Source organism: Bradyrhizobium sp. cir1 (genome assembly GCF_014198245.1).
GTDB lineage: Bacteria > Pseudomonadota > Alphaproteobacteria > Rhizobiales > Xanthobacteraceae > Bradyrhizobium.
Genome location: NZ_JACIHE010000003.1, coordinates 57,626 through 78,425, shown reverse-complemented (window position 1 = coordinate 78,425; position 20,800 = coordinate 57,626). Strand labels below are relative to the sequence as shown.

Genomic DNA, 20,800 nt, shown 5'->3' with positions numbered 1-20,800 from the left:
CAATGAAAACTCTCAACCGCCGCGACTTCGGTGTCGACCTCGGTCTCGCTCTGGCCGCGGCCGTGCTGTTGCCCGTAACAAAAGCCCGCGCCGACGACATGGACGTGCACATCGACAATTTCGTGTTCCAGCCAGCCGAGCTCAAGATCAAGGTCGGCACCACCGTGACCTGGACCAACCGGGACGACATCCCGCACACCATCGTGTCGGCCGGCAAGTTCAGGTCCAAGACCCTGGACACCGACGACAAGTTCTCCTTCACCTTCACCAATGCGGGCGACTACAAATATTTTTGTTCGCTGCACCCGCACATGACGGGGATGATCAAGGTTGAGTAATGTCTTCAACCAAGGCATCAACGTCTTGCCCGGCCGGTGGTCCCACTCCGGCCGGGCTCGTGTGCCCGGGGTCACGCACCCGGGCAAGACGAACAGGGACGAAACGAAGCCGCAGGCAGAACAAGAGGCAAAGCGAGGAGCGATGCCCGCCACCGACGATGGGCAGAAGGCGCAACGCTTCCGCGAGGCGGCGCTGCCCTATCTCGACGACGTCTACACGCTCGCACGCTACCTGCTGCGCGATGCCTCCGACGCCGAGGACGCGGTGCAGGAGTGCTATCTGCGCGCGCTGAAGCATTTTGACAGCTACCGCGGTCCGGCGATGAAGCCCTGGCTGTTCGCCATCCTGCGCAACGTCTGCAACGCCGAATATGCGCGGCGCGCGCATCGGCCCAGTGCGATCGAGGACACGCCCGGAGCCGACGAGCAGACACCGCTCTGGCAGGAGACCGAGGCGAGCCCCGAGACCGAAGTGCTGCGCAGCCGCGATGCCGGCGCGATCCGCAAGCTGATCGACGCACTCGCCGAGCCGTTCAAGGAAACATTCGTGCTGCGTGAGATCAACAACCTGTCCTATCGTGAAATCGCCGAAGCCGTCGGCGCCCCCGTCGGCACCGTGATGTCTCGCCTCGCCCGCGCCCGCGCCATGCTGCGCGCAGCCTGGAGGGCGGAAGAGGAGCAAGCGAAATGACCTGCGACGAAGCGAGGATCCTGCTTCACGCGCTGCTCGACAACGAACTCGACGCCGGCCACGCACGCGAGGTCGAGGCTCATATCGCGAGCTGCCCGGCCTGCGCGGCGGAGCTTGCGGCACAGCGCGAGATGCAACGCATGCTCGCAGATGCCGATCTGCGCTACGCTGCGCCGGCAAGCCTGCGCAGTCGGATCGAGGCGTCGCTGCCGCAGCCGCAGCGCCAGCAGCCGACGCGCCGCTCTGTGCTGCGCGGCTTTGCCATGGGCTCGGCAGTCTCCGCACTTGCCGCAACAGGCATCGTCGCAGTGGTGCTGCGCCAGGACGATCAGCAGCGCATCCTGTCGGAGGTCGTCTCTGCACATCTGCGCTCGCTCCAGGCCGGACACCTCACCGACGTGGTCTCGACCGACCAGCACACCGTCAAGCCCTGGTTCAACGGCAAGCTCGACGTCGCCCCGCCCGTGATCGACCTCACCGCGCAGGGTTTTACGCTGGTCGGCGGCCGGCTCGACTATATCGACGCCCGCGCCATCGGCGCCGTGGTCTACCGGCGCCGGCAACACGTGATCAATCTGTTCGTGTCGCAAACCGCGAGCACCGAGCACCGGCAGCCGAAGACCCAGACCATGCAGGGCTTCAACTGCCGCCGCTGGGGCAACCGTGGCCTGAACTTCTGGGCCGTCAGCGATCTCGGCGCCGACGAGCTCGCCGAATTCGTCGACAAGTTCGAGGCGGCGATGAAGGCGAATGTGGAGGGGTAGCAGTCTTCGCCGTCATTGCGAGCGAAGCGAAGCAATCCAGACTTTGACCGCCAAGGCAGAGCTACTTCGTGTGGCATCAAATAAGAAAACGCTAAACGTCCAACGCTCGCGCCGCTATTATGAAAATCCCAAGGATAACCCAGATTGCCGCGGTGACGAGGGCCGCGGTCTTCGTCCGCCTGAGGTTCGCTAGGCACTCTTCCGAGACGAGCAGATCATTTGGATCGTGCACCCACCGAAAGGAAGCGCGTATAGCGGTGAACGGCCCAACCACGCGCGGCTTAGGAACCGAAGACCTGTACTCGCTAATGCAATGCTGCAAGTAGACGATCGATCCTGCGCCCGCCAGAAAAAGGAGAAAACCGACAAGCTTGATTGTGGGTCCCATCGATGCGTCCTGCGACAACAACCTAGAAGACGTCCTGGATTCCGCTTTGGTCCTCCGGGCTCCGCAATTATAGTTCCTGCATGGCGAAAAAGCTCAAGCCCATGCATCCTGGTGAGGTCCTGCGGGAGGAATTTCTGATCCCGCTGGCCATCTCCGCCGGCGCGCTTGCCAAGGCATGCGGCCTGCCGCGCACGCGTATCGAGCGGATTGCGAGTGAGCAGACCGGGATCACCGCCGACACCGCACTGCGGCTTGCCAAGGCGCTCGGCACGACCGCCGAGCTTTGGCTCAATCTCCAGAACGATTACGACATCCAGATCGCCAGACGCGATCTCGGTAAGGAGCTCGATCGCATCGAGACCGTGAACAAGCCTAAGGCGGCCTGAGCGATCGGCCTTACGCCGACCGCCGCACCGCGTTGTCCACCAGCGTCTTGCCGAGCGACCAGATCGCGCCGGGGACCTTGTGGCTGCCGGCGATGACGTCGTCGAACGCCTTCTCGATCCAGCTGCAGTCTTCCTCGGTGATGGTGAGCGGCGGCAGCAGCTTGATGGTGTGGCTGCCGTGGCCGGCGACTTGCGTGAGGATCTTGTGGTCCTTGAACAGCGGCACGGTGATGAGCTGGCAGAACAGGCCCTTGTTGGCGGTCTCCAGCACGTTCCAGGAGGCGCGCAGGCGCAGCGATTTCGGCGGACCGAACTCGATACCGATCATCAGGCCCTTGCCGCGGACTTCCTTCAACAGCTCGTAACCGGGCACCATGCGCGTCAGCGCGAGGCGCAGCTCGGCGCCGCGCTTGGCCGCGGACTCGATCAGCTTCTCGGACTCCATGACGTCGAGCGTGGCGATGCCCGCGGCCATGGCGAGGTCGTTCTTGGAGAAGGTCGAGCCGTGCACGACGGCGCGGTCCATCTGGTTGAAGATCTTGTCGAAGATGCTCTTGCGCGTCAGCACCGCGCCGACCGGCACGTGGCCACCCGAGAGCGACTTCGACAGCAGCACCATGTCGGGCTCGACGTTCCAGTGCTCGACCGCGAGGAAGCGGCCGGTGCGGCCCATGCCGGTCTGGATCTCGTCGGCGACGAACAGCGTGCCGTATTTCTTGCAGAGCGCGGCAGCTCCCGGCAGGAACTCGTCGGTGGGCATGTTGACGCCCTTGCCCTGGATCGGCTCGACAACGAAGGCGGCGACCTCGCGCGAGGCCAGTGCCTTTTCGAGCGCGGCCAGGTCGTTGAACGGGACCGGGGTGCAGCCCGGCAGCAGCGGCTCGAAGCCGGTGCGGAAGTTCGAATCACCCGTCAGTGACAGCGCGCCATAGGTCAGGCCGTGGTAGCCGTGGGCGCAATAGACGATGCCGGGACGCCCCGTCGCGCCACGCGCAAACTTGATCGCGGCCTCGACGCATTCCGCGCCGGAATTGGCAAAGAACGCCTTGTCGAGATAGGGGACGTATTTCAGCAGGCGCTCGGCCAGCACGCCGGCGAGCGTCGAGACGTCGAACTGGACGAGGTTGGGCAGGTCGGCATCGAGCACGCTCTTGAGCGCCTCGCGCATGACCGGATGATTGCGCCCGATCGCAAACACGCCAAAGCCGGACAACAGGTCGAGGTAGCGCGCGCCCTCGCGGTCGTAGAGGTACTGCCCCTGCCCCTTCTGGAAGCCGACATCGTAGCCGATGGTCTTCAGGACCCGAACGAACTGCTCGTTCAGATACCGATTATGCAGGGCGCTGCGCTGGGCCTGCCGGTCCGCGAACAGCTGAGACATGTCTGGATTTGGACTGTGCATCCGCTACATACTTCGGTTGAGGGCCGTCTCGTCAACTGAAAACGGACCGCTAGTGAAAACGGTCTGTGCGGCCTTTTGCCCTTTTTCGGACCATCTTCGCAAGCACAGCTTTTAGATCATGTTGCACTGCCAAGGAACACTCATGCGTTTGGCCCTTTACACCGGAATTATACTGGCTGGCGGTTACGCAGGCCTGACCCCGGCCCTCGCCGCCGATCCCACCGGCGACTGGCGGGTCGCCGACGGCGTCGCCAACATCCGTGTCGCCCAGTGCAATGGCAGCATGTGGGGCGCGGTTTCCTGGGAAAAGCAGCCCGGCGGCCGCGACGAGAACAATCCCGATGTCTCGAAAAAGAACAGGCCGACGCTGGGCATGCCGACCCTGATCGACATGAAGAAGAAGCCCGGTGCCGATCAGTGGGAAGGACAGGTCTATAACGCGCAAGACGGCCAGACCTACAGCGCGACCATCACACCTGCTGGCACCGACCAGCTCGAGATCAAGGGCTGCGTGATGGGCTTCCTCTGTGGTGGCGAGACCTGGACTCGGGTCGGGCCGCCGATCCCCTTGAGCCCCGCCAATGCCATGGCCAAGGGCGCGCCGAAGTCCCCTGGCGCTGCGCCCAAGGCTCCGGGAGCCCAACAAGCAGCCCAGGCCACGACGGGCGCCACAGCCCCCGCACCGGCCGCGAAGACCGCCGCGGCCAAGCCCGGTCAGAAGGGCGCCGCCGACCCCGTCGGCGACATCTGCCTACTCCCTGAGATTGCGGGGCTTGCCCATTAGGGCCGGCTGGAACAGCAGCACGGCGGCGAGCGTCGTCACCAGCGAGAGCGCCAGCAGCTTGCCCATGCTGGACGTGCCGGGATGGCTCGACAGCCACAGGCTGCCGAACGCGGTCGCCGTCGTCAGCGCGCTGAAGAAGATTGCTCGCGTGAGGCTGGTCTGAAGCAGGTTTGTTCTGCCGGAGCGCCACGCCACGACATAATAGATCTTGAACGCGACGCCGACGCCGAGCAGCAGCGGGAACGCGACGATGTTGGCGAAGTTGAGCGGCAGGCCGATCAACACGCAGATTTCGAGCGTCACAGCGCCGGCAACCAGAAGCGGCACCAGCGTCATCAGCACGTCCACGAACCGACGCAGCGTGATCCAGAGCAACAGGCCAATCACGAGCAGCGCATAGATGCCGGCGTGGATGAACGCCTTCACCACGGTGTCGCCGGACTTCAGGATCGAGACCGGCCCGCCGATCGCGGTCGGCTCGGCAGCGAGCACCGCCGCCGCAAATTTGCGCAGCGTGTCGTTGTCGTTGGGATCGCCCTTGGGTAGCGCCTCGACGCGGATGATGCCGTCCTTGCTCTTCCAGGCGCTGACGAGATCGGGCGGCAGTGAGCTGAGGGTGACCGGACCTGCCTGCATCGCGTTCCTGAGCTGGTCGAACACGATCTTCATCGGCGTGACGAACACGTCCTGCGCCTTGTTGCGCGTGGCCTCGTCGCCATTGGCGAGCTTATCGAGCGCATCCGCGAGCCGGCGCGAGGCGACCGCGCCCGGGCCCTTCGCGTCACCGGCGGTCCGGCGCAGATTGTCGACCGACGATTTCAGCGATTCCACGTTCTCCTGATCCGTCGGCGCCGCATCGATCTGATCAGGGTTGAGCGCGGGGTTCAGCACCTTGGCGCCCTGCGCGATCAGCTTCAGCTTCGGCTGCTGGTCCTGCGGCACGAAGCTGTCGAGCGACATCACCCGAAGCACCTCGGGCACCTTCTCCAGCCTCGCCTGGACCTGCCTTGCCTGCTCCTCCGACGTGGTCATCACGTTGATGGCATTGGCGCCGGTGTTGGGATCCTTGCGCAGGTCGAGGAAGGTCGCGATCGACTCGGCGTGCGGATTGCGCAGATTCATCGGGTTGAAGTCGAACTTCATGAAGTAGAGCAGCGGCAGGCCGGCGAGCGCGAGCAGCAGCGTGCCCCCGACGACCAGCACGCGGTGCTTCTCCAGAAAGCGGTCGAGCGGCGCCAGGAAAGCGTAGCCGACCGGCTCCATCTCACCGGGCGGGTTCAGAAGCTTCAGCAAAGCCGGCAGAACGGTGATCGAGGAGAGGAAGGCCACCAGCATGCCGACGCCGGCGATCTGGCCTAGCTCTGCGATGCCCTTGTAGTCGGTCGGCATGAAGCAAAGGAATCCCGCCGCGGTGGCCATCGCCGCCAGCGACAGCGGCACCGCCGAGCGCTTCGCAGCCAGCACCAGCGCACCGGAGAGGTCGTTGTGCTTGTAGCGCTCCGAGCGATAGCGGACGCTGTACTGGATGCCGAAATCGACGCCGAGGCCGACGAACAGCACCGCGAAGGCGATCGACAGCAAATTGAATGATCCGACCATCATCAGGCCGGCTGCCGTCGTGATCGCGAGGCCGACGAAGAGATTGACGAACACGGCGAAGATGATCTTCGACGAATGCAGCGCCAGCCACAGGATGAGCAGCACGACGAGGACGGTGCCGATGCCGTTGATGACGGCGCCTTCCTGAACGGTCGCATATTCCTCGTTCGCGATCGGAACCGGGCCGGTGAGGCGCACCCGCGCCTGGAATTTGGTCGGGAAATCCAGATCCGCCGCCGCTTTCCGGATCGCGTTAGTGGCCCCCTTGCCGGGCTCCAGCGCGTTGTAGTCGAGGATCGGCTTGAACTCGATGAAGGCGCGCTTGTCGGAATCCGACAGCGGCTCGTCGCTGACGAGCTCGCGCCAGGAGAAGCTCGCATTGCCCTTGTTGAGCACGGTCTCGACGGTCTGCGCGATCTGGTTGAACGGCCGCGCGGTGTTGTCGAGCTTGACCTGGCCGCGCTTGACGCCGGCAAGCCCGGTTTCCAGCGCGCCGGTCAGGCCGCGGATCGAGGGGTCGCCCGCCATGATCTCGATCAGGGGTGCTGCGGATTCGAACTCGCCGGTGACCTTGCCGACCTCCTCGGTCGGCAGGAACAACAGGCCGTTCTTCTCGAAGAACTCGCCGGTGCCGAGCTGCTGCACCGACTGGAAGTTGGTCTTGTCGTCCCTCAGCCTGGCATAGAGCGCGTCGGCCGCCGCGGTCGCCATCTCCGGCGTCCTGGCCTCGACGACGGCGAGAATCGTCGCATCACGGTCGAAGGCACGGTCGAACTGCTGGTCGCGCTGGCGCCAGTCGAGATTTTGGGCAATCAGCGAATTGATGTCGGTGTTGATGGCGAAATGGCGCGCAGCGTAATAGCCCGCGGCCACCGACAGCAGGAGCCCGAGAACGACGACGAGGGAGGCAAACCGGGTGCAGGCCCTGACGATGGCAACGACTACGCTTTGCAGCACTTCTTTTCTTTCTGCGGTTAACAGCTTGCCGGAAACGCCCGCTGTTTATCGGAGTTCCCGGGCGAAACCTATTGCTGTTTTGGGTGGTTCTCGCCGCAAGAAGGTTCGATGTAAACGGCGGGAGACCGTGGCAAAATCATGCGGGGCGGTCGGTATAGCCGTGGAGTTGAGGCGGGAAAGTGACGAAGGGGTGAGCACAAATGTCGCCATTTTGCTCACGGCAATTCCTATACTATGGTACCGTGAAATTCAGCCGGCAGGGAACTATAGTTTCATCTGAGCTTTCCTTTCTGCCGATTTTTTGACACAAAGTGCTGTGCCTCCATGCGCCGGAGCCCAGTTTGGGGTGATCGGTTACCGCGTGCGCGAGGCCAATGGTGCGTTTATTGCTACTCATTGGTCAGGATCGAGGTGCCGCTGGGGACAACGAAGCGGATTGGTGCAACTTGCGTGATGGGCGTCCTATGGAAGTTTATCTGGCGCAGCCGCGCGGCTTCTGTGCGGGCGTGGTGCGTGCGATCGAGATCGTGGAACGGGCCCTGGAGAAATACGGCCCGCCCGTCTACGTGCGCCACGAGATCGTGCATAACAAATATGTGGTCGAGAGCCTGAAGAACAAAGGCGCCATTTTCGTCGAGGAACTGTCCGAGGTTCCGCCGAAATCGGTCACGGTGTTCAGCGCCCATGGCGTTGCCCGCAGCGTCGAGGAAGAGGCCGCCGCGCGCGACCTTCCGGTGCTCAATGCCACCTGCCCGCTGGTCACGAAAGTTCACAATCAGGGGAAGCGGTACATCTCCAAGGGCCGCACCCTGATCCTGATCGGCCATGCCGGCCACCCCGAGGTCGAGGGCACGATGGGCCAGGTCCCGGGGCCGGTGCTACTTGTCCAAAGCGTTGAAGAGGTTAAGGCCCTGACCCTGCCGGCGGATAGCCCAGTGGCCTACATCACCCAGACCACCCTGTCGGTCGACGACACCAGGGACATCATTGCGGCCCTCCAGGCCCGCTTTACAGATATTCAAGGCCCGGATATCCGGGATATCTGCTATGCGACACAGAACCGCCAATCTGCGGTAAGGGACTTGAGCAAGCTGGTCGACGTGATCTTGGTGGTGGGCGCTGCCAACAGCTCGAACTCGAACCGGCTCCGCGAAATCGGCACCGAAGCCGGCGTCGCGAGTTATCTGATTGCCGACGGCAGCGAGCTCAATCCGGCGTGGTTGAAAGATGCCAGAACCGTCGGCGTCACGGCCGGCGCCTCGGCGCCTGAGGTACTCGTGGATGACGTGATCGAAGCGATGCGGCGGATCGGACCGGTCAAGGTCCAGGTGCTGCCGGGCCGCGAGGAAAACATCGAATTCCGGCTTCCGGCCCAACTGGCTGCGAGCTGACCCACCCGAATTTCAAGCCCAGAAAGAAACGTGTAATGGCAATCCCCTTCTTCAAGGAAATGCGTATCGGCGGCTATTTGCTCAAGCAGAAACTGCTTGGCCGCAAGCGCTACCCGCTCGTGCTGATGCTGGAGCCGCTGTTCCGCTGCAACCTCGCCTGCGTCGGCTGCGGCAAGATCGACTATCCCGACGCGATCCTGAACCGCCGCATGACGGCGCAGGAGTGCTGGGACGCGGCCGACGAGTGCGGCGCGCCGATGGTCGCCATTCCCGGCGGCGAGCCGCTGATCCACAAGGAGATCGGCGAGATCGTCCGCGGCCTCGTCGCGCGCAAGAAGTTCGTCTCGCTCTGCACCAACGCGCTGCTGCTCGAGAAGAAGCTCGATCTGTTCGAGCCCTCGCCCTACCTGTTCTTCTCGGTGCATCTCGACGGCCTGCGCGACCACCACGACAAGGCGGTGTCGCAGAAGGGCGTGTTCGACCGCGCGGTGTCCGCGATCAAGGCGGCCAAGGCGCGCGGCTTCACGGTCAACGTCAACGCCACCATCTTCGACGGCCATCCGGCCGAGGAGATCGCGAAGTTCCTGGACCTCACCGTCGAGCTCGGCGTCGGCGTCTCGATGTCGCCCGGCTACGCCTATGAGCGCGCGCCGGACCAGGAGCACTTCCTCAACCGCACCAAGACCAAGAAGCTGTTCCGCGACGTCTTTGCGATGGGCAAGGGCAAGAAGTGGAATTTCATGCATTCCGGCCTGTTCCTCGACTTCCTCGCCGGCAACCAGGAATACGAGTGCACGCCGTGGGGCATGCCCGCGCGCAACATTTTCGGCTGGCAGAAGCCCTGCTACCTGCTCGGTGAAGGCTACGCCAAGACCTTCAAGGAGCTGATGGACACCACCGACTGGGAGACCTACGGCACCGGCAAGTACGAAAAGTGCGCCGACTGTATGGCCCATTGCGGCTACGAGCCGACGGCTGCGACCGCAGCGCTCAACAACCCGCTGAAGGCGATGTGGGTGTCGCTGCGCGGCATCAAGACCACCGGCCCAATGGCGCCGGAGATCGACATGTCCAAGCAGCGCCCGGCCCAGTACATCTTCTCCGAGCAGGTCCAGAAGAAGCTCTCCGAGATCCGCAAGGACGAAGCCGCCGCCGCGCAGGCCAAGGCCGCGCAGAAGGCTTCGACCGCCGCGTAAGCGCGGGCTGCGAACATCGAAACAGAAAAGGCCCGGTCGCCATCGCGACCGGGCCTTTTGCTTGTTCGGCGCAAGCGCCCCGAGGGGACCAGAGTCGATCCGCAGGCTACACTCCCTCCCCCTCCACGCTTGGCCGGCTCGGAGCCCTTCTGCAAAAAATGAAAAACAACCCCATGCACAGTAGAGCCGCGGCTACCGGCCGGCGCAGGGCCTGCGGGGGCAAGCCATTGCCGCGTCGAGCAAATCAGCAGCAAACCGGCAGGGATCGCGGCATCTGCGGTGCGGAGGCGTTTTTGCGACCGGGCACGCCGTCAGCCAGGCGCGCAAGGCTTGCACGAATTTCGTATTTTACGAACACGATTTGACGCGTCGGGCAAAACAGTGGCAATATGGCATGGTGGCTCCGTTCGGAAATCGCCACCGGCTAGTCGCCACGGGCGAGCTTCCTGCTCTCCCGAAATCGAATGTGCAAGCAATCAATGCTTGCTTCGTCAAAGATCAGCAAAATCGCTAAGCCACGACGACCGCAAGACAATCAGCGGCAAACCCGCATCATGGCTCACGCCAAGCGGAAGCGCTGAAGAAGGCTCGGGGCAGATGCCTGCATCGGCAAGTCTGCACTCAAGATGTGCAGAGACGCCGCGATCGAGGCGCGCCGTGCACAAAATCCGACATGTACGTCACGGGAATGTCATCTAACAATATCGGTTCCCCTTGCCCGGAATTGCCAGCCCGCGGCCAACAGCGATGGAGCCCGACATGAACCTGTGCACGACAAGCCGTCTGCGACGCGCGCTCGTGTCGATCGCCGCCGCTATGTTCGGCCTCAGCACTGCAACGCGCGCCGCGGACCTCACCGTCTACACGGCGCTGGAGGCAGACCAGATCAAGCCCTACAAGGCCGCGTTCGAGAAGGCCAATCCGGGCGTCAACATCCTCTGGGTGCGCGACTCCACCGGCATCATCACCGCAAAACTCCTTGCGGAGAAGGCAAACCCCAAGGCCGATGTGGTCATGGGCCTTGCCGCGACCTCGCTGATGCTGCTGCAGAAGGAAGGCATGCTGATGCCCTACGCGCCGGCGGGTCTCGACAAGGTCGATGCCAAGATGCGCGATCCCGCGGCCTCGCCGCAATGGGTGGGCATGGACGTCTGGGCATCGGCCTTCTGCGTCAACACCGTGGAGTCCGGCAAGAAGAACCTGCCGGAGCCCGCCTCCTGGGCCGATCTGACCAAGCCGGTCTATCAGGGACAAATCGCCATGCCGAACCCGGCCTCTTCGGGGACCGGGTTTCTGATGGTCTCCGCCTGGCTCCAGATGTTCGGCTGGGACGGGGGCTGGAAATACATGGACGAGCTCCACAAGAACATCGCGGCCTACACGCATTCCGGCTCCAAGCCGTGCCGGCAGGCCGCCGCCGGCGAATACACGATCGGCCTCTCGTTCGAGTATCGCGCCAACAAGACCAAGAAGGGTGGCGCGCCGATCAGCATCGTCCTGCCCAAGGAAGGCCTCGGCTGGGACATGGAGGCCATCGGAATCATGAAAACCACCAAAGAGGTGGAGGCGGCGAAGAAGCTTGCCGACTGGGCCGCGACGCCGGACGCCAACAAGCTCTACGCCGAGAACTTCGCCATCGTCGCGTTGCCCGGCATCGCCAGCTCCATGGAGTTCATCCAGGGTGACATCGACAAGATGCTGATCAAGAACGACTTCGCCTGGGCCGCGGAGAACCGCGACAAGATCCTGGCGGAGTGGAGCAAGCGTTACGACGGCAAGTCCGAGCCCAAGAACTGAAAAACTGAACTGAAGAACCTGAACTGGGGATCCTGCCGGGGATTCCGGGAGCGACGAAGCTGGCGATGCATGGGCGCCGCCGGTCAATGCGGGACAGTACAATGGACAGCACGCTGACGGCGGTGCCCTATCTCCGCATCCGCAATCTCTCGAAAAAGTTCGGCGCGTTCACAGCGCTGGACACGATCGACCTCGACGTCATGCCCGGGGAGTTCGTTTCGTTTCTCGGGCCATCCGGCTGCGGCAAGACCACGCTGCTCCGCGCCATCGCTGGCCTCGACGTGCAGACCACCGGCTCGATCCATCAGGGCGGACGGGACATCTCGACGCTGCCGGTGGCCAGGCGCGACTTCGGCATCGTGTTCCAGTCCTATGCGCTGTTCCCGAACCTGACGATCAGGGACAATGTCGCCTACGGCCTGGTCTCGGCCGGCACGCCTCGCATCGAGATCGACAAACGGGTCAAGGAGCTTCTCGAACTCGTCGGCCTGCCCGAGCAGGCCGACAAATATCCGGCCCAGCTCTCGGGCGGACAGCAGCAGCGCGTCGCGCTCGCCCGCGCGCTGGCGCTGTCGCCCGGCCTTCTGCTGCTGGACGAACCGCTGTCCGCCCTCGACGCGCGCGTCCGGGCGCGTCTGCGCGGCGAGATCCGCGACCTGCAGCAACGTCTCGAGCTGACGACGATCATGGTGACCCACGACCAGGAGGAAGCGCTCACCATGTCCGACCGGATCGTGGTGATGAGCAATGGCAGGATCGAGCAGGTGGGCACGCCCGACGAGATCTACGGCAGGCCCGCGACGGCCTTCGTCGCCGACTTCGTCGGCAAGATGAACTTTCTGGAGGGGCACCTCGTCACGAGCAAGCGCGCGAATGTCAGGGGGGCGGTGCTCGACTTCGGCGAGGAAGTGCCGCTCGGCGAAGGCGCGGCGGTAACGGTCTGCCTCCGGCCGGAGGACGTGGTGGTGCGCGACATCGGCGAGCATTCGGACAATCGCCTGTCAGTGCAGGTCGGCGTCATGGAATTCATCGGCAATCATTTCGCGACGACCCTGCATGCGAGCGGCACGAGCCTGAATTTTTCGGCGGACTTTTCCATCAACGCCGTGCGCGACCTCGGCATTTCCTCGGGCGCGACCATTGAGGTCGCGTTGCCGCCGAAGCGACTGCGCGTATTTGCCCAACAGCGCTCTGCGACGGCCTGACACGGAAAACCAGTAATGGCGACCGAGACGCTTATTCTGCCGGACCGTGCCGCCGCGATCGCGCCGCTGAGGCAGAAGCTGGGGCGCGACGACTGGATCATGCGCGGCGCAGTCGTGGCGCTCGGTCTCTGGCTGATCGTCACGGTGTTGCTGCCGCTCTGGGCGCTGCTGTCCAAGAGCTTCCAGGCGGCTGATGGCAGCTTCGTCGGCCTCGCAAATTTCCAGGCCTATTTCGCCAGCCCGGCGCTGGCCAATTCGATCTGGCACTCGATCTGGGTCTCGCTGCTGAGCACGGTCATCTGTGTTCTGCTCGCCTTCGTCTACGCCTACGGACTCACCCGCACCTGCATGCCAGGGCGGGGACTGTTCCGCATCATCGCGCAGATCCCGATTCTCGCCCCCTCGTTGCTGCCCGCGATAAGTCTCGTCTACCTGTTCGGCAATCAGGGCCTCGTCAAATGGATGCTGTTCGGTGCGTCGATCTACGGTCCGATCGGAATCGTCATGGGCGAGGTGTTCTGGACCTTCCCGCACGCGCTCATCATCATCACCACGGCGCTGGCGATTTCGGACGCGCGTCTGTACGAGGCGGCGGAAGCGCTACGGGCAAGTCCGCACCGCACCTTCTGGACGGTGACCATTCCTGGCGCACGTTACGGCCTGATCAGTGCGGTCTTCGTCGTCTTCACCCTGGTGATCACCGATTTCGGCGTGCCGAAGGTCATCGGCGGCAAGTTCAACGTGCTCGCGACCGACATCTACAAGCAGGTGGTCGGGCAGCAGAACTTCCAGATGGGCGCGGTGGTCGGCTTGATCCTGCTGTTGCCCGCGGCGCTGGCCTTCGTCGTCGATCAGCTCATGCAGCGGCGCCAGCTGGCGCTCCTCTCCGCGCGCGCCGTACCGTACGCGCCCAGGCCCGACGCCACGATCGATCGCGCGATGCTGGCGATCTGCTCGCTGATTGCGTTCGCGATCCTGGTCGTTCTCGGCGTGTCCTTCTTCGCCTCGATCGCGACGTTCTGGCCCTACAATCTGGCGCCAAGCTTCAAGAACTTCGACTTCGACATGATGGACGGCGGCGGCTGGCGCAGCTATTTCAACTCGCTGGTCATGGCCGGCCTCACCGCGTTGTTCGGGACCGCGGTGATCTTTACTGGCGCCTATCTCGTCGAGAAGACCCCGCGCTTTCGCGCCATTCGCGGCTTCGTGCAGTTTCTCGCGCTGCTCCCATTGGCCGTTCCCGGGCTGGTGCTCGGCCTCGGCTACATCTTCTTCTTCAACAACCCGGCCAATCCGCTGAGCTTCATCTATGGCACGATGGCCATCCTCGTGATCTGCACCATCTCGCATTTCTACTCCGTCTCGCACCTGACCGCGGTGACGGCGCTCAAGCAGATCGACCAGGAGTTCGAGACCGTTTCGGCATCGCTCAGGGTGCCGTTCTGGCGTACCTTCATGCGGGTGACCTTGCCGGTCTGCCTGCCGGCCGTGCTGGACATCGCCATGTATCTGTTCGTGAACGCGATGACGACAGTGTCTGCGGTGGTCTTCATCTACGCGCCGCACACGACGCTTGCGGCGATCGCCGTGCTCAATATGGATGACGCGGGCGACGTGGCCCCGGCTGCGGCCATGGCCATGGTGGTGTTCGCCACAGCAGCCGTCACACGCGCCATCTATATGTTACTCACGCAGGGCTATCTTGCGCGTGCGCAGATGTGGAGAAAACGGTGAGCGTGTCCGGGGACGAATTCGATCTGGCGGTTATCGGGGGCGGCATCTGCGGTCTCGCCCATGCGCTTGCGGGCGTGCGCCGGGGTCTGCGGGTCGTGGTCATTGAGCGCGACGCAAGGGCGAACGGCGCCTCGATCCGCAATTTCGGCTTTGTCACCGTCACCGGGCAACAGCGCGGCCAGTGCTGGCAGCGAGCGATGCGGTCGCGACAGGTCTGGGCCGAAGTGGCCTCGGCCGCGGGCATCAGGATCGAGCATGCCGGACTGGCGGTCGCGGTGCGGCGGCCGGAGGCCGTGGCCGTGCTCGAGGCGTTCCGCACCACCGAGATGGGCGAGGGTTGCGAGCTTCTGAGCCCGACTGAGGCGGGCCGCCGTTTCCCGATGCTGCGGACCGACAATCTGCAAGCCGTGCTGGCGAGCCCGCACGATTTGCGGGTGGAGTCGCGCATCGCGGTGCCGGCACTGGCGCGCTGGCTGGCCGAGGTGCACGGCGTCACCTTCATGTATCAGACGCTGGCCAAGGAGGTCGCACCGCCGGTCATCGACACCACGCGCGGGCCGGTCCGGGCCCGGCTCTGCGTGGTCTGCCCCGGTGACGATTTCCTGAGCCTCTATCCGGAGCGCCTGGCGAGCTATGGCCTCGTCCGCTGCAAGCTGCACATGCTGCGGGTCGCGCCGGCGAGCGCGATGCCGCGCTTCAACGCGGCCGTGATGTCGGACCTCGGCCTCGTGCGCTATCTCGGCTACGCCGAACTGCCGGAGGCCGCCGCGCTGAAGCAGCGGCTCGAATCCGAGCAGGGCCAGCATCTGGCCAACGGCGTGCATCTGATCGCCGTGCAGAGCGCGGATGGCTCGCTCGTCGTCGGCGATTCCCATCACTACGACACGACGCCGGACCCGTTCGGTCCGGATACGGTGGACGAGTTGATCATGGACGAATTCCGGCAGGTCCTGGCCTGGCCAACGCCCCTCATCCGCGAGCGCTGGATCGGCACCTACGCATCGGCGTCCGACCGGCTGATGCTGATCGATCGCCCATCGGACGCTGTGCGCCTCGTCATGATCACCAGCGGCACCGGCGCCAGCACCTCGTTTGCGATCGCCGAGGAAGTGATTGACGAATTGACGTCCGGGAGCCGAGCGACATGAGCGATAGATTCGAGCACGTCCAGGCCGTGGTGTTCGACTGGGCCGGCACGACGGTAGACCACGGCTCGCTGGCGCCGATGGGCGTGTTCGTCGAGGCGTTCGCGCGCTTCGGCGTGACGATCACCGTCGACGAGGCGCGCGGCCCCATGGGCATGGCCAAGCGACCGCACATCGCCGCCCTCCTGCGCCTGCCGCGGATCGCCGCCGCATGGCGCGACAAGCATGGGCATGAGCCGACCGAAGCGGACATTGATGCGCTCTACGCGGTGTTCGTCCCGATGAATGTCGAGGTCGCCGCCCGCTACGCCGACGTGATCCCGGGCGTGGCTGAGGCTGTCGCCGGCTTGCGGCGCCGCGGCCTGAAGATCGGCTCCAGTACCGGTTACACGCGCGAGATCATGGCCGAAGTCATTCCGGTCGCGGCCGCGCAAGGCTATGCGCCCGACAGCATCGTTTGCACCGGCGACACGCCCGACGGCCGGCCCACGCCGTTCATGCTCTACAAGACTTTCCTGGATCTCGCCGTCTGGCCGGCCTGGAGCTGCGTCAAGGTCGACGACACCGAGGTCGGGATCAAGGAAGGCCTCAACGGCGGCTGCTGGACCGTCGGCGTTGCCGTCACCGGCAACGTGTTCGGGTTGTCGCTCGCCAACACGGCAGCGTTGCCGCCGAAAGCCTTCGCCGAGCGGCGCGCGGCCGCGATCGAGCGGCTGACTGGCGCCGGCGCCCATTACGTGATCGACGGCGTCGCCGACATCATCCCGGTGATCGCCGCGATCGAGGGCAGGCTGGCCCGCGGAGAGCGGCCGTGAGTGCCGCCGAGGGCGACGTCAATCTGTCTGAGGAGCGGCGGGCGTTTCAGGAACGCCATCTCGACGCGCAGACTCAGCAATGGCTCGACGAGGATGAGCGCTGGTTCCTGCGACAGTCGCTGTCGACGCCGTGCCTGAACGTGGCCACCGCCGCCGAAGGCAGCCACATCGTCGATCTCGAGGGACGGCGCATCCTCGATTTCCACGGCAACAGCGTGCATCAGGTCGGCTACGGTCATCCTCGCGTCGTGGCGGCCATCAAGTCGCAACTCGACACTCTGCCCTTCTGCCCGCGCCGCTATACCAACAAGTCCGCCATCGACCTCGCCCGGCGCCTCGCCGAACTGGCGCCAGGCTCACTTGAGAAGGTGCTGCTGGCACCCAGCGGGTCTGCTGCCATCGGCATGGCCCTAAAGCTCGCCCGCTATGCGACGGGGCGACACAAGACCCTGTCGATGTGGGATGCTTTCCACGGCGCCAATCTCGACGCCGTGTCGGTCGGCGGCGAAGCCCTGTTCCGGCGCGGCGCTGGTCCGCTGCTGCCGGGCACAGAGCACGTGCCGCCGCCGGGACTGGCCGCGCGCTTCTTTGGACAGGACGGCCGCGCGCATGAGCGCCTCGCCGATTACATCGATTATGTCCTCGAGGTGCAGGGCGACGTCGCGGCCGTGATCGCCGAGCCGATGCGCTGGACCACGGTCGAGCTGCCGCCGCCCGGCTTCTGGCCCCGCGTGCGCGCAAGCTGCGACCGGCACGGGGCGCTGCTGATCTTCGACGAGGTGCCGAGTTGTCTCGGCCGGACCGGGACCATGTTTGTCTGCGAGCAGGTCGAAACGGCACCCGACATTCTCGTGCTCGGCAAGGGACTGGGCGGCGGCATCATGCCGATGGCGACCATCGTGGCGCGGGCCGATCTCGACGTGGTGCCCGAGGGAGCGCTCGGCCACTACACACACGAGAAGAGCCCGGTCGGCTGCGCTGCCGCCCTCGCTACGCTCGACGTGATCGCGGAAGAAGGGCTGCTTGCCGCAGCGCGTCTCCTCGGCGCGCACGCGCTCGAACGGCTGCGATCGATGGCAGAGCGATACCCCGTGATCTCCGAGGTGCGCGGCGCAGGCCTCTATCTCGGCGTCGAGATCGGCCGCCGCGACGCGGCCGAAGCCAACGCGCGCGCGGAGCGCCTGTTGTATCGCTGCCTGGAAGCAGGCCTCAGCTTCAAGCTCGGCGGCGGCAACGTGGTCACGCTATGCCCACCACTGACGATCTCGCGCGCCGAACTCGACCAGGCCCTCGATATCCTCGAAGCGGCGATGTCGGCGCTGTGAGCGGAACGCAACGCGCACGCTTCGCGACAGCGCGGTCCATCCGGACTACGGACACCAAACAAAAAGGCCCGGTCGCGCGACCGGGCCTTTTCCGTATTCTCGGTTCGAAGAACCGCTCAGGCCGCCTTCGAAACCAGCGCCTCGCTCTCGATCAGCTCCGTCCCGATCAGATAGTCGCGGCAGCCGCGCAAAGACCGCAGGGCGCGGTTGAAGTCGATGCCGGTCGAGACCAGCGCATGCAGCGTTGCCGGATTGCGCACGATGCCGCGCAGCACGGCGGCGAGATCGATCTGGCCGTTCGGCTTGATCGCGGCGCGGGCGAGCGCGGGCAGCGCGCGATGGGCGGGATCGCTGATGACACGGACCGCGGCGAAGGGCAGCCCGGCCTCGGCGGCGTAGGCGGCGGCGATGTGGCTTTCCATGTCGACGGCGGCAGCGCCCGTCTCGGAGTGGAGCGCCGCCTTGCAGGACCGCTTGGTGACCACCTCCTCGGCGCCGGCGAGGCTGCCGCGCACCACGCGGCGGCGGCCCGAGGTCAGGCGCTCGATCAGATCGTCACCGAGTGACAGGCCGGCGGCCCAGCGGGTGTCGCCGGAGAGCACCTCGGTCGCCAGCACGACGTCGCCGGAGCGCAACGTCGGGTCGAGCCCGCCGGCCACGCCGAACGAGATCACGCCGCGAATCGTCTCGGGGTCCACCACCGTCAGCAGCGCCCGCAACTGCGTCGGGCTGCTGGATGAACAGATGACCGCCATGCCAGGTCCGGCCGCAATGCGGGCCTCCTGCACCAGTCCGGTCACGATCAGTATCGGCCGCGGGTCGATGGCATTACCCGCGGTAACATAGTCCCCCATCCCCAAAGTCACATTCCGACCCCTACCACCCTGCTGTTGGTGTTCCGCAAGTTCCGATACCGCGCCAACGCCCACAACGGAAAGAACTTCGGGTAACCATGATACCGTAGATAGAACACGCGGGGGAAGCCCGTGGCGGTGTACCGCCGCTCGTCCCACAGTCCTTTTTCGTTCTGTGTTGCAATCAGGTACTCCACCCCGCGGGCGACGGCCGGGTGATCAACCTCGCCTGCCGCCATCAGGGCAAGCAAGGCCCATGCCGTTTGCGAGGCGGTCGAGGGGGCGGCCTCCCAGCCCCGGTAGTCCAGACGGTAGCTGACGGCGTCCTCGCCCCAGCCGCCGTCCTCGTTCTGGATCGAGGCCAGCCAGGCGGCGGCCTTCCGGATCATGGGGTCGTCGTGGCGGACGCCGGCCATGTTGAGGGCGCAGAGCACCGACCAGGTTCCATAGATGAAGTTCATGCCCCAGCGGCCGTACCAGGACCCCTCCGGGTGCTGGGTCTTCCTGAGGTAGGCGACGCCGTCGGCGACGTGCTTGCTGCTCTTCTCGGTCTCGCCGAGCTGGGCCAGCATCGAGATGCAGCGCGCGGTGACGTCCTCGGTCGGCGGATCGAGCAGCGCGCCATGGTCCGAGAACGGGATGTTGTTGAGGTAATATTCGAGGTTGTTGACGTCGAAGGCGGCCCAGCCGCCGTCGTCGCTCTGCATGCCCTCGATCCACTCCCGGCCGCGGGCGATCGCGGCATCATAGCCGGTCGCGCCGTGCTCCCGGCGCATGCGGTCCATCGACATCACCACCACAGCGGTATCGTCGAGATCGGGGTAATGGGCGTTGTTGTACTGGAAGGCCCAGCCGCCCGGGCGCACGTCGGGGCGCTTCGCCGCCCAGTCGCCCTTCACCTCGAGCTCCTGCCTCGGGATCAGCCAGTCGAGCCCCTGCTTCGCCGCCGGCACCGCCTTGTCGCCACCGGCTTCCAGCAGCGCGTGCGCGGTCAGCGTCGTATCCCACACCGGCGAGACGCAGGGCTGGCAATAGGCTTCGTCGTCGCCGATCACGAGCAGCTTGTCGATGCCCCGGCGCGTGATCGCGCGCGGCGGATAATTCTCGTCCTTGCCGAGCGCGTCGTACATCATGACGATGTTGGCCATCGGCGGATAGATCGCGCCCATGCCGTCCTCGCCGTTGAGCCGCTCCTCGGTGAAGGCGAGCGCGGCGTCGATCGCGCGCTTGCGCAGGCTCTTCGGAAACAGCGGCTCGATCACGCGCAGGATCGCATCGAGCGAACGAAACAGCATGAACCAGGCCATGCTCTGATGCGGTGCCTTCGCGGTCATGCCGATCGAACGCGGATCCTGCAGGAACAATTCGTCGATGCCGACGCCCTTCGGATTCCTCGCGCGCGGCTTCAGCGCGGCGATCACCATCAGTGGCACCATGGTGGTGCGCGCCCAGTAGGAGATCTTGTTGAGATGGAACGGCGACCAGAACGGCAGCAGCACGATCTCGATCGGCAGCACCGGCACCGCGCGCCAGGTCACGACGCCGAAGGTTGCGAGCAGGAAGCGGGTGAAGACGTTGCTGTTGATCGCGCCGCCGCGCGCATGGATCGCCTCGCGCGCCCGCACCATGTGCGGGCTGTCTGTGGAATCGCCGATCATCTTCAGCGCGAAGTAGGCCTTCACGCTGGCGCTCATGTCGAACTCGCCTTCATGCACCAACGGCCAGCCGCCATGGGCGCCCTGGACGCGGCGAAGATAATTGGCGATCTTGGCCTCGAGCACGGTGTCGACCGGCTCGGCGAGATAGTGGCGCAGCAGGATGTACTCGGCCGGAATCGTGCAGTCGGCCTCGAGCTCGAAGACCCAATGGCCGTCGGCTTGCTGGAAGCCGAGCACGCCTTGCGTCGCCGATGCAATGCTCGATTCCAGCACTTTCGATTCCAGGGTCTCGCGGCTGGTCGCGTTCACGGAATCCATGTCGCTCGATTGCTCCGATAGTCGATTGAAATTGACCGGGACATTTGCCCGTC

At 64.9% G+C, this 20,800-nt stretch carries 17 protein-coding genes; 13 read left to right on the top strand and 4 right to left on the bottom strand.

Translation table 11 applies throughout. The features are described 5' to 3' along the window. Positions 1–2: 2 nt before the first annotated feature. The 4 genes from GGD63_RS08790 to GGD63_RS08775 all read left to right on the top strand — a co-directional run bounded on the left by GGD63_RS08790 (position 3) and on the right by GGD63_RS08775 (position 2,567). Positions 3–338: a cupredoxin family copper-binding protein gene (locus GGD63_RS08790; RefSeq protein ID WP_183240906.1), complete on the top strand. Its 336-nt coding sequence runs from the start codon at positions 3–5 to the stop codon at positions 336–338. A 142-nt stretch (positions 339–480) separates the two neighbouring features. Further along, entirely contained in the window at positions 481–1,029 is a 549-nt protein-coding gene (locus GGD63_RS08785) for a sigma-70 family RNA polymerase sigma factor (RefSeq protein ID WP_183240904.1), read from the top strand. Continuing rightward, on the top strand, positions 1,026–1,793 hold the full coding sequence (locus GGD63_RS08780) for an anti-sigma factor (RefSeq protein ID WP_183240903.1): 768 nt from the start codon (positions 1,026–1,028) through the stop codon (positions 1,791–1,793). The genes GGD63_RS08785 and GGD63_RS08780 overlap by 4 nt, the downstream gene beginning before the upstream one ends. 468 nt (positions 1,794–2,261) lie before the next feature. Next, positions 2,262–2,567 (top strand): HigA family addiction module antitoxin, encoded by a 306-nt coding sequence (locus GGD63_RS08775; protein WP_183240901.1) that lies wholly within the window; start codon positions 2,262–2,264, stop codon positions 2,565–2,567. 10 nt (positions 2,568–2,577) lie between these two features. Here the strand turns inward: GGD63_RS08775 and hpnO are convergent, their stop codons facing one another. Continuing rightward, positions 2,578–3,969 (bottom strand): aminobacteriohopanetriol synthase HpnO, encoded by a 1,392-nt coding sequence (gene hpnO, locus GGD63_RS08770; RefSeq protein WP_183240899.1) that lies wholly within the window; start codon positions 3,967–3,969, stop codon positions 2,578–2,580. Between the two features lie 142 nt (positions 3,970–4,111). Between hpnO and GGD63_RS08765 the strand changes: the two genes are divergently transcribed. Beyond that, the gene (locus GGD63_RS08765) at positions 4,112–4,753 is read left to right on the top strand and encodes a DUF2147 domain-containing protein (RefSeq protein ID WP_183240897.1); all 642 of its coding nucleotides are present in this window, start codon (positions 4,112–4,114) and stop codon (positions 4,751–4,753) included. On the opposite strand, the gene GGD63_RS08760 is transcribed toward GGD63_RS08765, so the two are convergent. After that, on the bottom strand, positions 4,721–7,309 hold the full coding sequence (locus GGD63_RS08760) for an MMPL family transporter (RefSeq protein ID WP_183240896.1): 2,589 nt from the start codon (positions 7,307–7,309) through the stop codon (positions 4,721–4,723). The genes GGD63_RS08765 and GGD63_RS08760 overlap by 33 nt on opposite strands. Before the next feature lie 464 nt (positions 7,310–7,773). On the opposite strand from GGD63_RS08760, the gene ispH reads away from it, so the two are divergent. The 8 genes from ispH to GGD63_RS08720 all read left to right on the top strand — a co-directional run bounded on the left by ispH (position 7,774) and on the right by GGD63_RS08720 (position 17,917). Next, positions 7,774–8,700 (top strand): 4-hydroxy-3-methylbut-2-enyl diphosphate reductase, encoded by a 927-nt coding sequence (ispH, locus tag GGD63_RS08755; protein ID WP_183240894.1) that lies wholly within the window; start codon positions 7,774–7,776, stop codon positions 8,698–8,700. A 35-nt stretch (positions 8,701–8,735) separates the two neighbouring features. Beyond that, positions 8,736–9,896 carry an adenosyl-hopene transferase HpnH gene (gene hpnH / locus GGD63_RS08750; protein WP_130368154.1) on the top strand — a complete coding sequence of 387 codons (1,161 nt, stop codon included), beginning with the start codon at positions 8,736–8,738 and terminating at the stop codon, positions 9,894–9,896. A 759-nt stretch (positions 9,897–10,655) separates the two neighbouring features. Next, positions 10,656–11,693 carry a putative 2-aminoethylphosphonate ABC transporter substrate-binding protein gene (locus GGD63_RS08745; RefSeq protein ID WP_183240892.1) on the top strand — a complete coding sequence of 346 codons (1,038 nt, stop codon included), beginning with the start codon at positions 10,656–10,658 and terminating at the stop codon, positions 11,691–11,693. A 101-nt stretch (positions 11,694–11,794) separates the two neighbouring features. Next, a complete protein-coding gene (locus tag GGD63_RS08740; protein WP_183240890.1) occupies positions 11,795–12,898 on the top strand; it encodes a putative 2-aminoethylphosphonate ABC transporter ATP-binding protein in 1,104 nt (367 codons plus the stop codon). Positions 12,899–12,913: 15 nt separating this feature from the next. Beyond that, complete coding sequence (locus GGD63_RS08735) at positions 12,914–14,632, top strand: putative 2-aminoethylphosphonate ABC transporter permease subunit (RefSeq protein ID WP_183240888.1); 1,719 nt, start codon at positions 12,914–12,916, stop codon at positions 14,630–14,632. After that, complete coding sequence (locus GGD63_RS08730; protein ID WP_183240886.1) at positions 14,629–15,780, top strand: TIGR03364 family FAD-dependent oxidoreductase; 1,152 nt, start codon at positions 14,629–14,631, stop codon at positions 15,778–15,780. Before GGD63_RS08735 ends, GGD63_RS08730 begins: the two co-directional genes overlap by 4 nt. After that, positions 15,777–16,592: a phosphonoacetaldehyde hydrolase gene (gene phnX, locus GGD63_RS08725; RefSeq protein ID WP_183240884.1), complete on the top strand. Its 816-nt coding sequence runs from the start codon at positions 15,777–15,779 to the stop codon at positions 16,590–16,592. Before GGD63_RS08730 ends, phnX begins: the two co-directional genes overlap by 4 nt. Continuing rightward, positions 16,589–17,917, top strand: a complete 1,329-nt coding sequence (locus GGD63_RS08720; RefSeq protein ID WP_183240882.1) for an aspartate aminotransferase family protein — start codon at positions 16,589–16,591, stop codon at positions 17,915–17,917. The genes phnX and GGD63_RS08720 overlap by 4 nt, the downstream gene beginning before the upstream one ends. Positions 17,918–18,033: 116 nt before the next feature. Here GGD63_RS08720 and GGD63_RS08715 read toward each other — a convergent pair whose 3' ends face one another. Further along, positions 18,034–18,783, bottom strand: a complete 750-nt coding sequence (locus GGD63_RS08715) for a phosphorylase (protein ID WP_183240881.1) — start codon at positions 18,781–18,783, stop codon at positions 18,034–18,036. Next, positions 18,780–20,747, bottom strand: coding sequence for a squalene--hopene cyclase (shc, locus tag GGD63_RS08710; protein ID WP_183240879.1), 1,968 nt, complete (start codon positions 20,745–20,747; stop codon positions 18,780–18,782). Before shc ends, GGD63_RS08715 begins: the two co-directional genes overlap by 4 nt. Positions 20,748–20,800: the final 53 nt, after the last annotated feature.

Excerpts from the sequence above, each read along its gene's own strand:
- phnX (WP_183240884.1), top strand. The coding sequence starts at position 15,777 with ATGAGCGATAGATTCGAGCACGTCCAGGCCGTGGTGTTCGACTGGGCC.
- shc (WP_183240879.1), bottom strand. The coding sequence starts at position 20,747 with ATGGATTCCGTGAACGCGACCAGCCGCGAGACCCTGGAATCGAAAGTG.
- hpnH (WP_130368154.1), top strand. The coding sequence starts at position 8,736 with ATGGCAATCCCCTTCTTCAAGGAAATGCGTATCGGCGGCTATTTGCTC.
- ispH (WP_183240894.1), top strand. The coding sequence starts at position 7,774 with ATGGAAGTTTATCTGGCGCAGCCGCGCGGCTTCTGTGCGGGCGTGGTG.
- GGD63_RS08745 (WP_183240892.1), top strand. The coding sequence starts at position 10,656 with ATGAACCTGTGCACGACAAGCCGTCTGCGACGCGCGCTCGTGTCGATC.
- GGD63_RS08740 (WP_183240890.1), top strand. The coding sequence starts at position 11,795 with ATGGACAGCACGCTGACGGCGGTGCCCTATCTCCGCATCCGCAATCTC.
- GGD63_RS08790 (WP_183240906.1), top strand. The coding sequence starts at position 3 with ATGAAAACTCTCAACCGCCGCGACTTCGGTGTCGACCTCGGTCTCGCT.
- GGD63_RS08785 (WP_183240904.1), top strand. The coding sequence starts at position 481 with ATGCCCGCCACCGACGATGGGCAGAAGGCGCAACGCTTCCGCGAGGCG.
- hpnO (WP_183240899.1), bottom strand. The coding sequence starts at position 3,969 with ATGCACAGTCCAAATCCAGACATGTCTCAGCTGTTCGCGGACCGGCAG.
- GGD63_RS08775 (WP_183240901.1), top strand. The coding sequence starts at position 2,262 with ATGGCGAAAAAGCTCAAGCCCATGCATCCTGGTGAGGTCCTGCGGGAG.
- GGD63_RS08765 (WP_183240897.1), top strand. The coding sequence starts at position 4,112 with ATGCGTTTGGCCCTTTACACCGGAATTATACTGGCTGGCGGTTACGCA.
- GGD63_RS08735 (WP_183240888.1), top strand. The coding sequence starts at position 12,914 with ATGGCGACCGAGACGCTTATTCTGCCGGACCGTGCCGCCGCGATCGCG.
- GGD63_RS08780 (WP_183240903.1), top strand. The coding sequence starts at position 1,026 with ATGACCTGCGACGAAGCGAGGATCCTGCTTCACGCGCTGCTCGACAAC.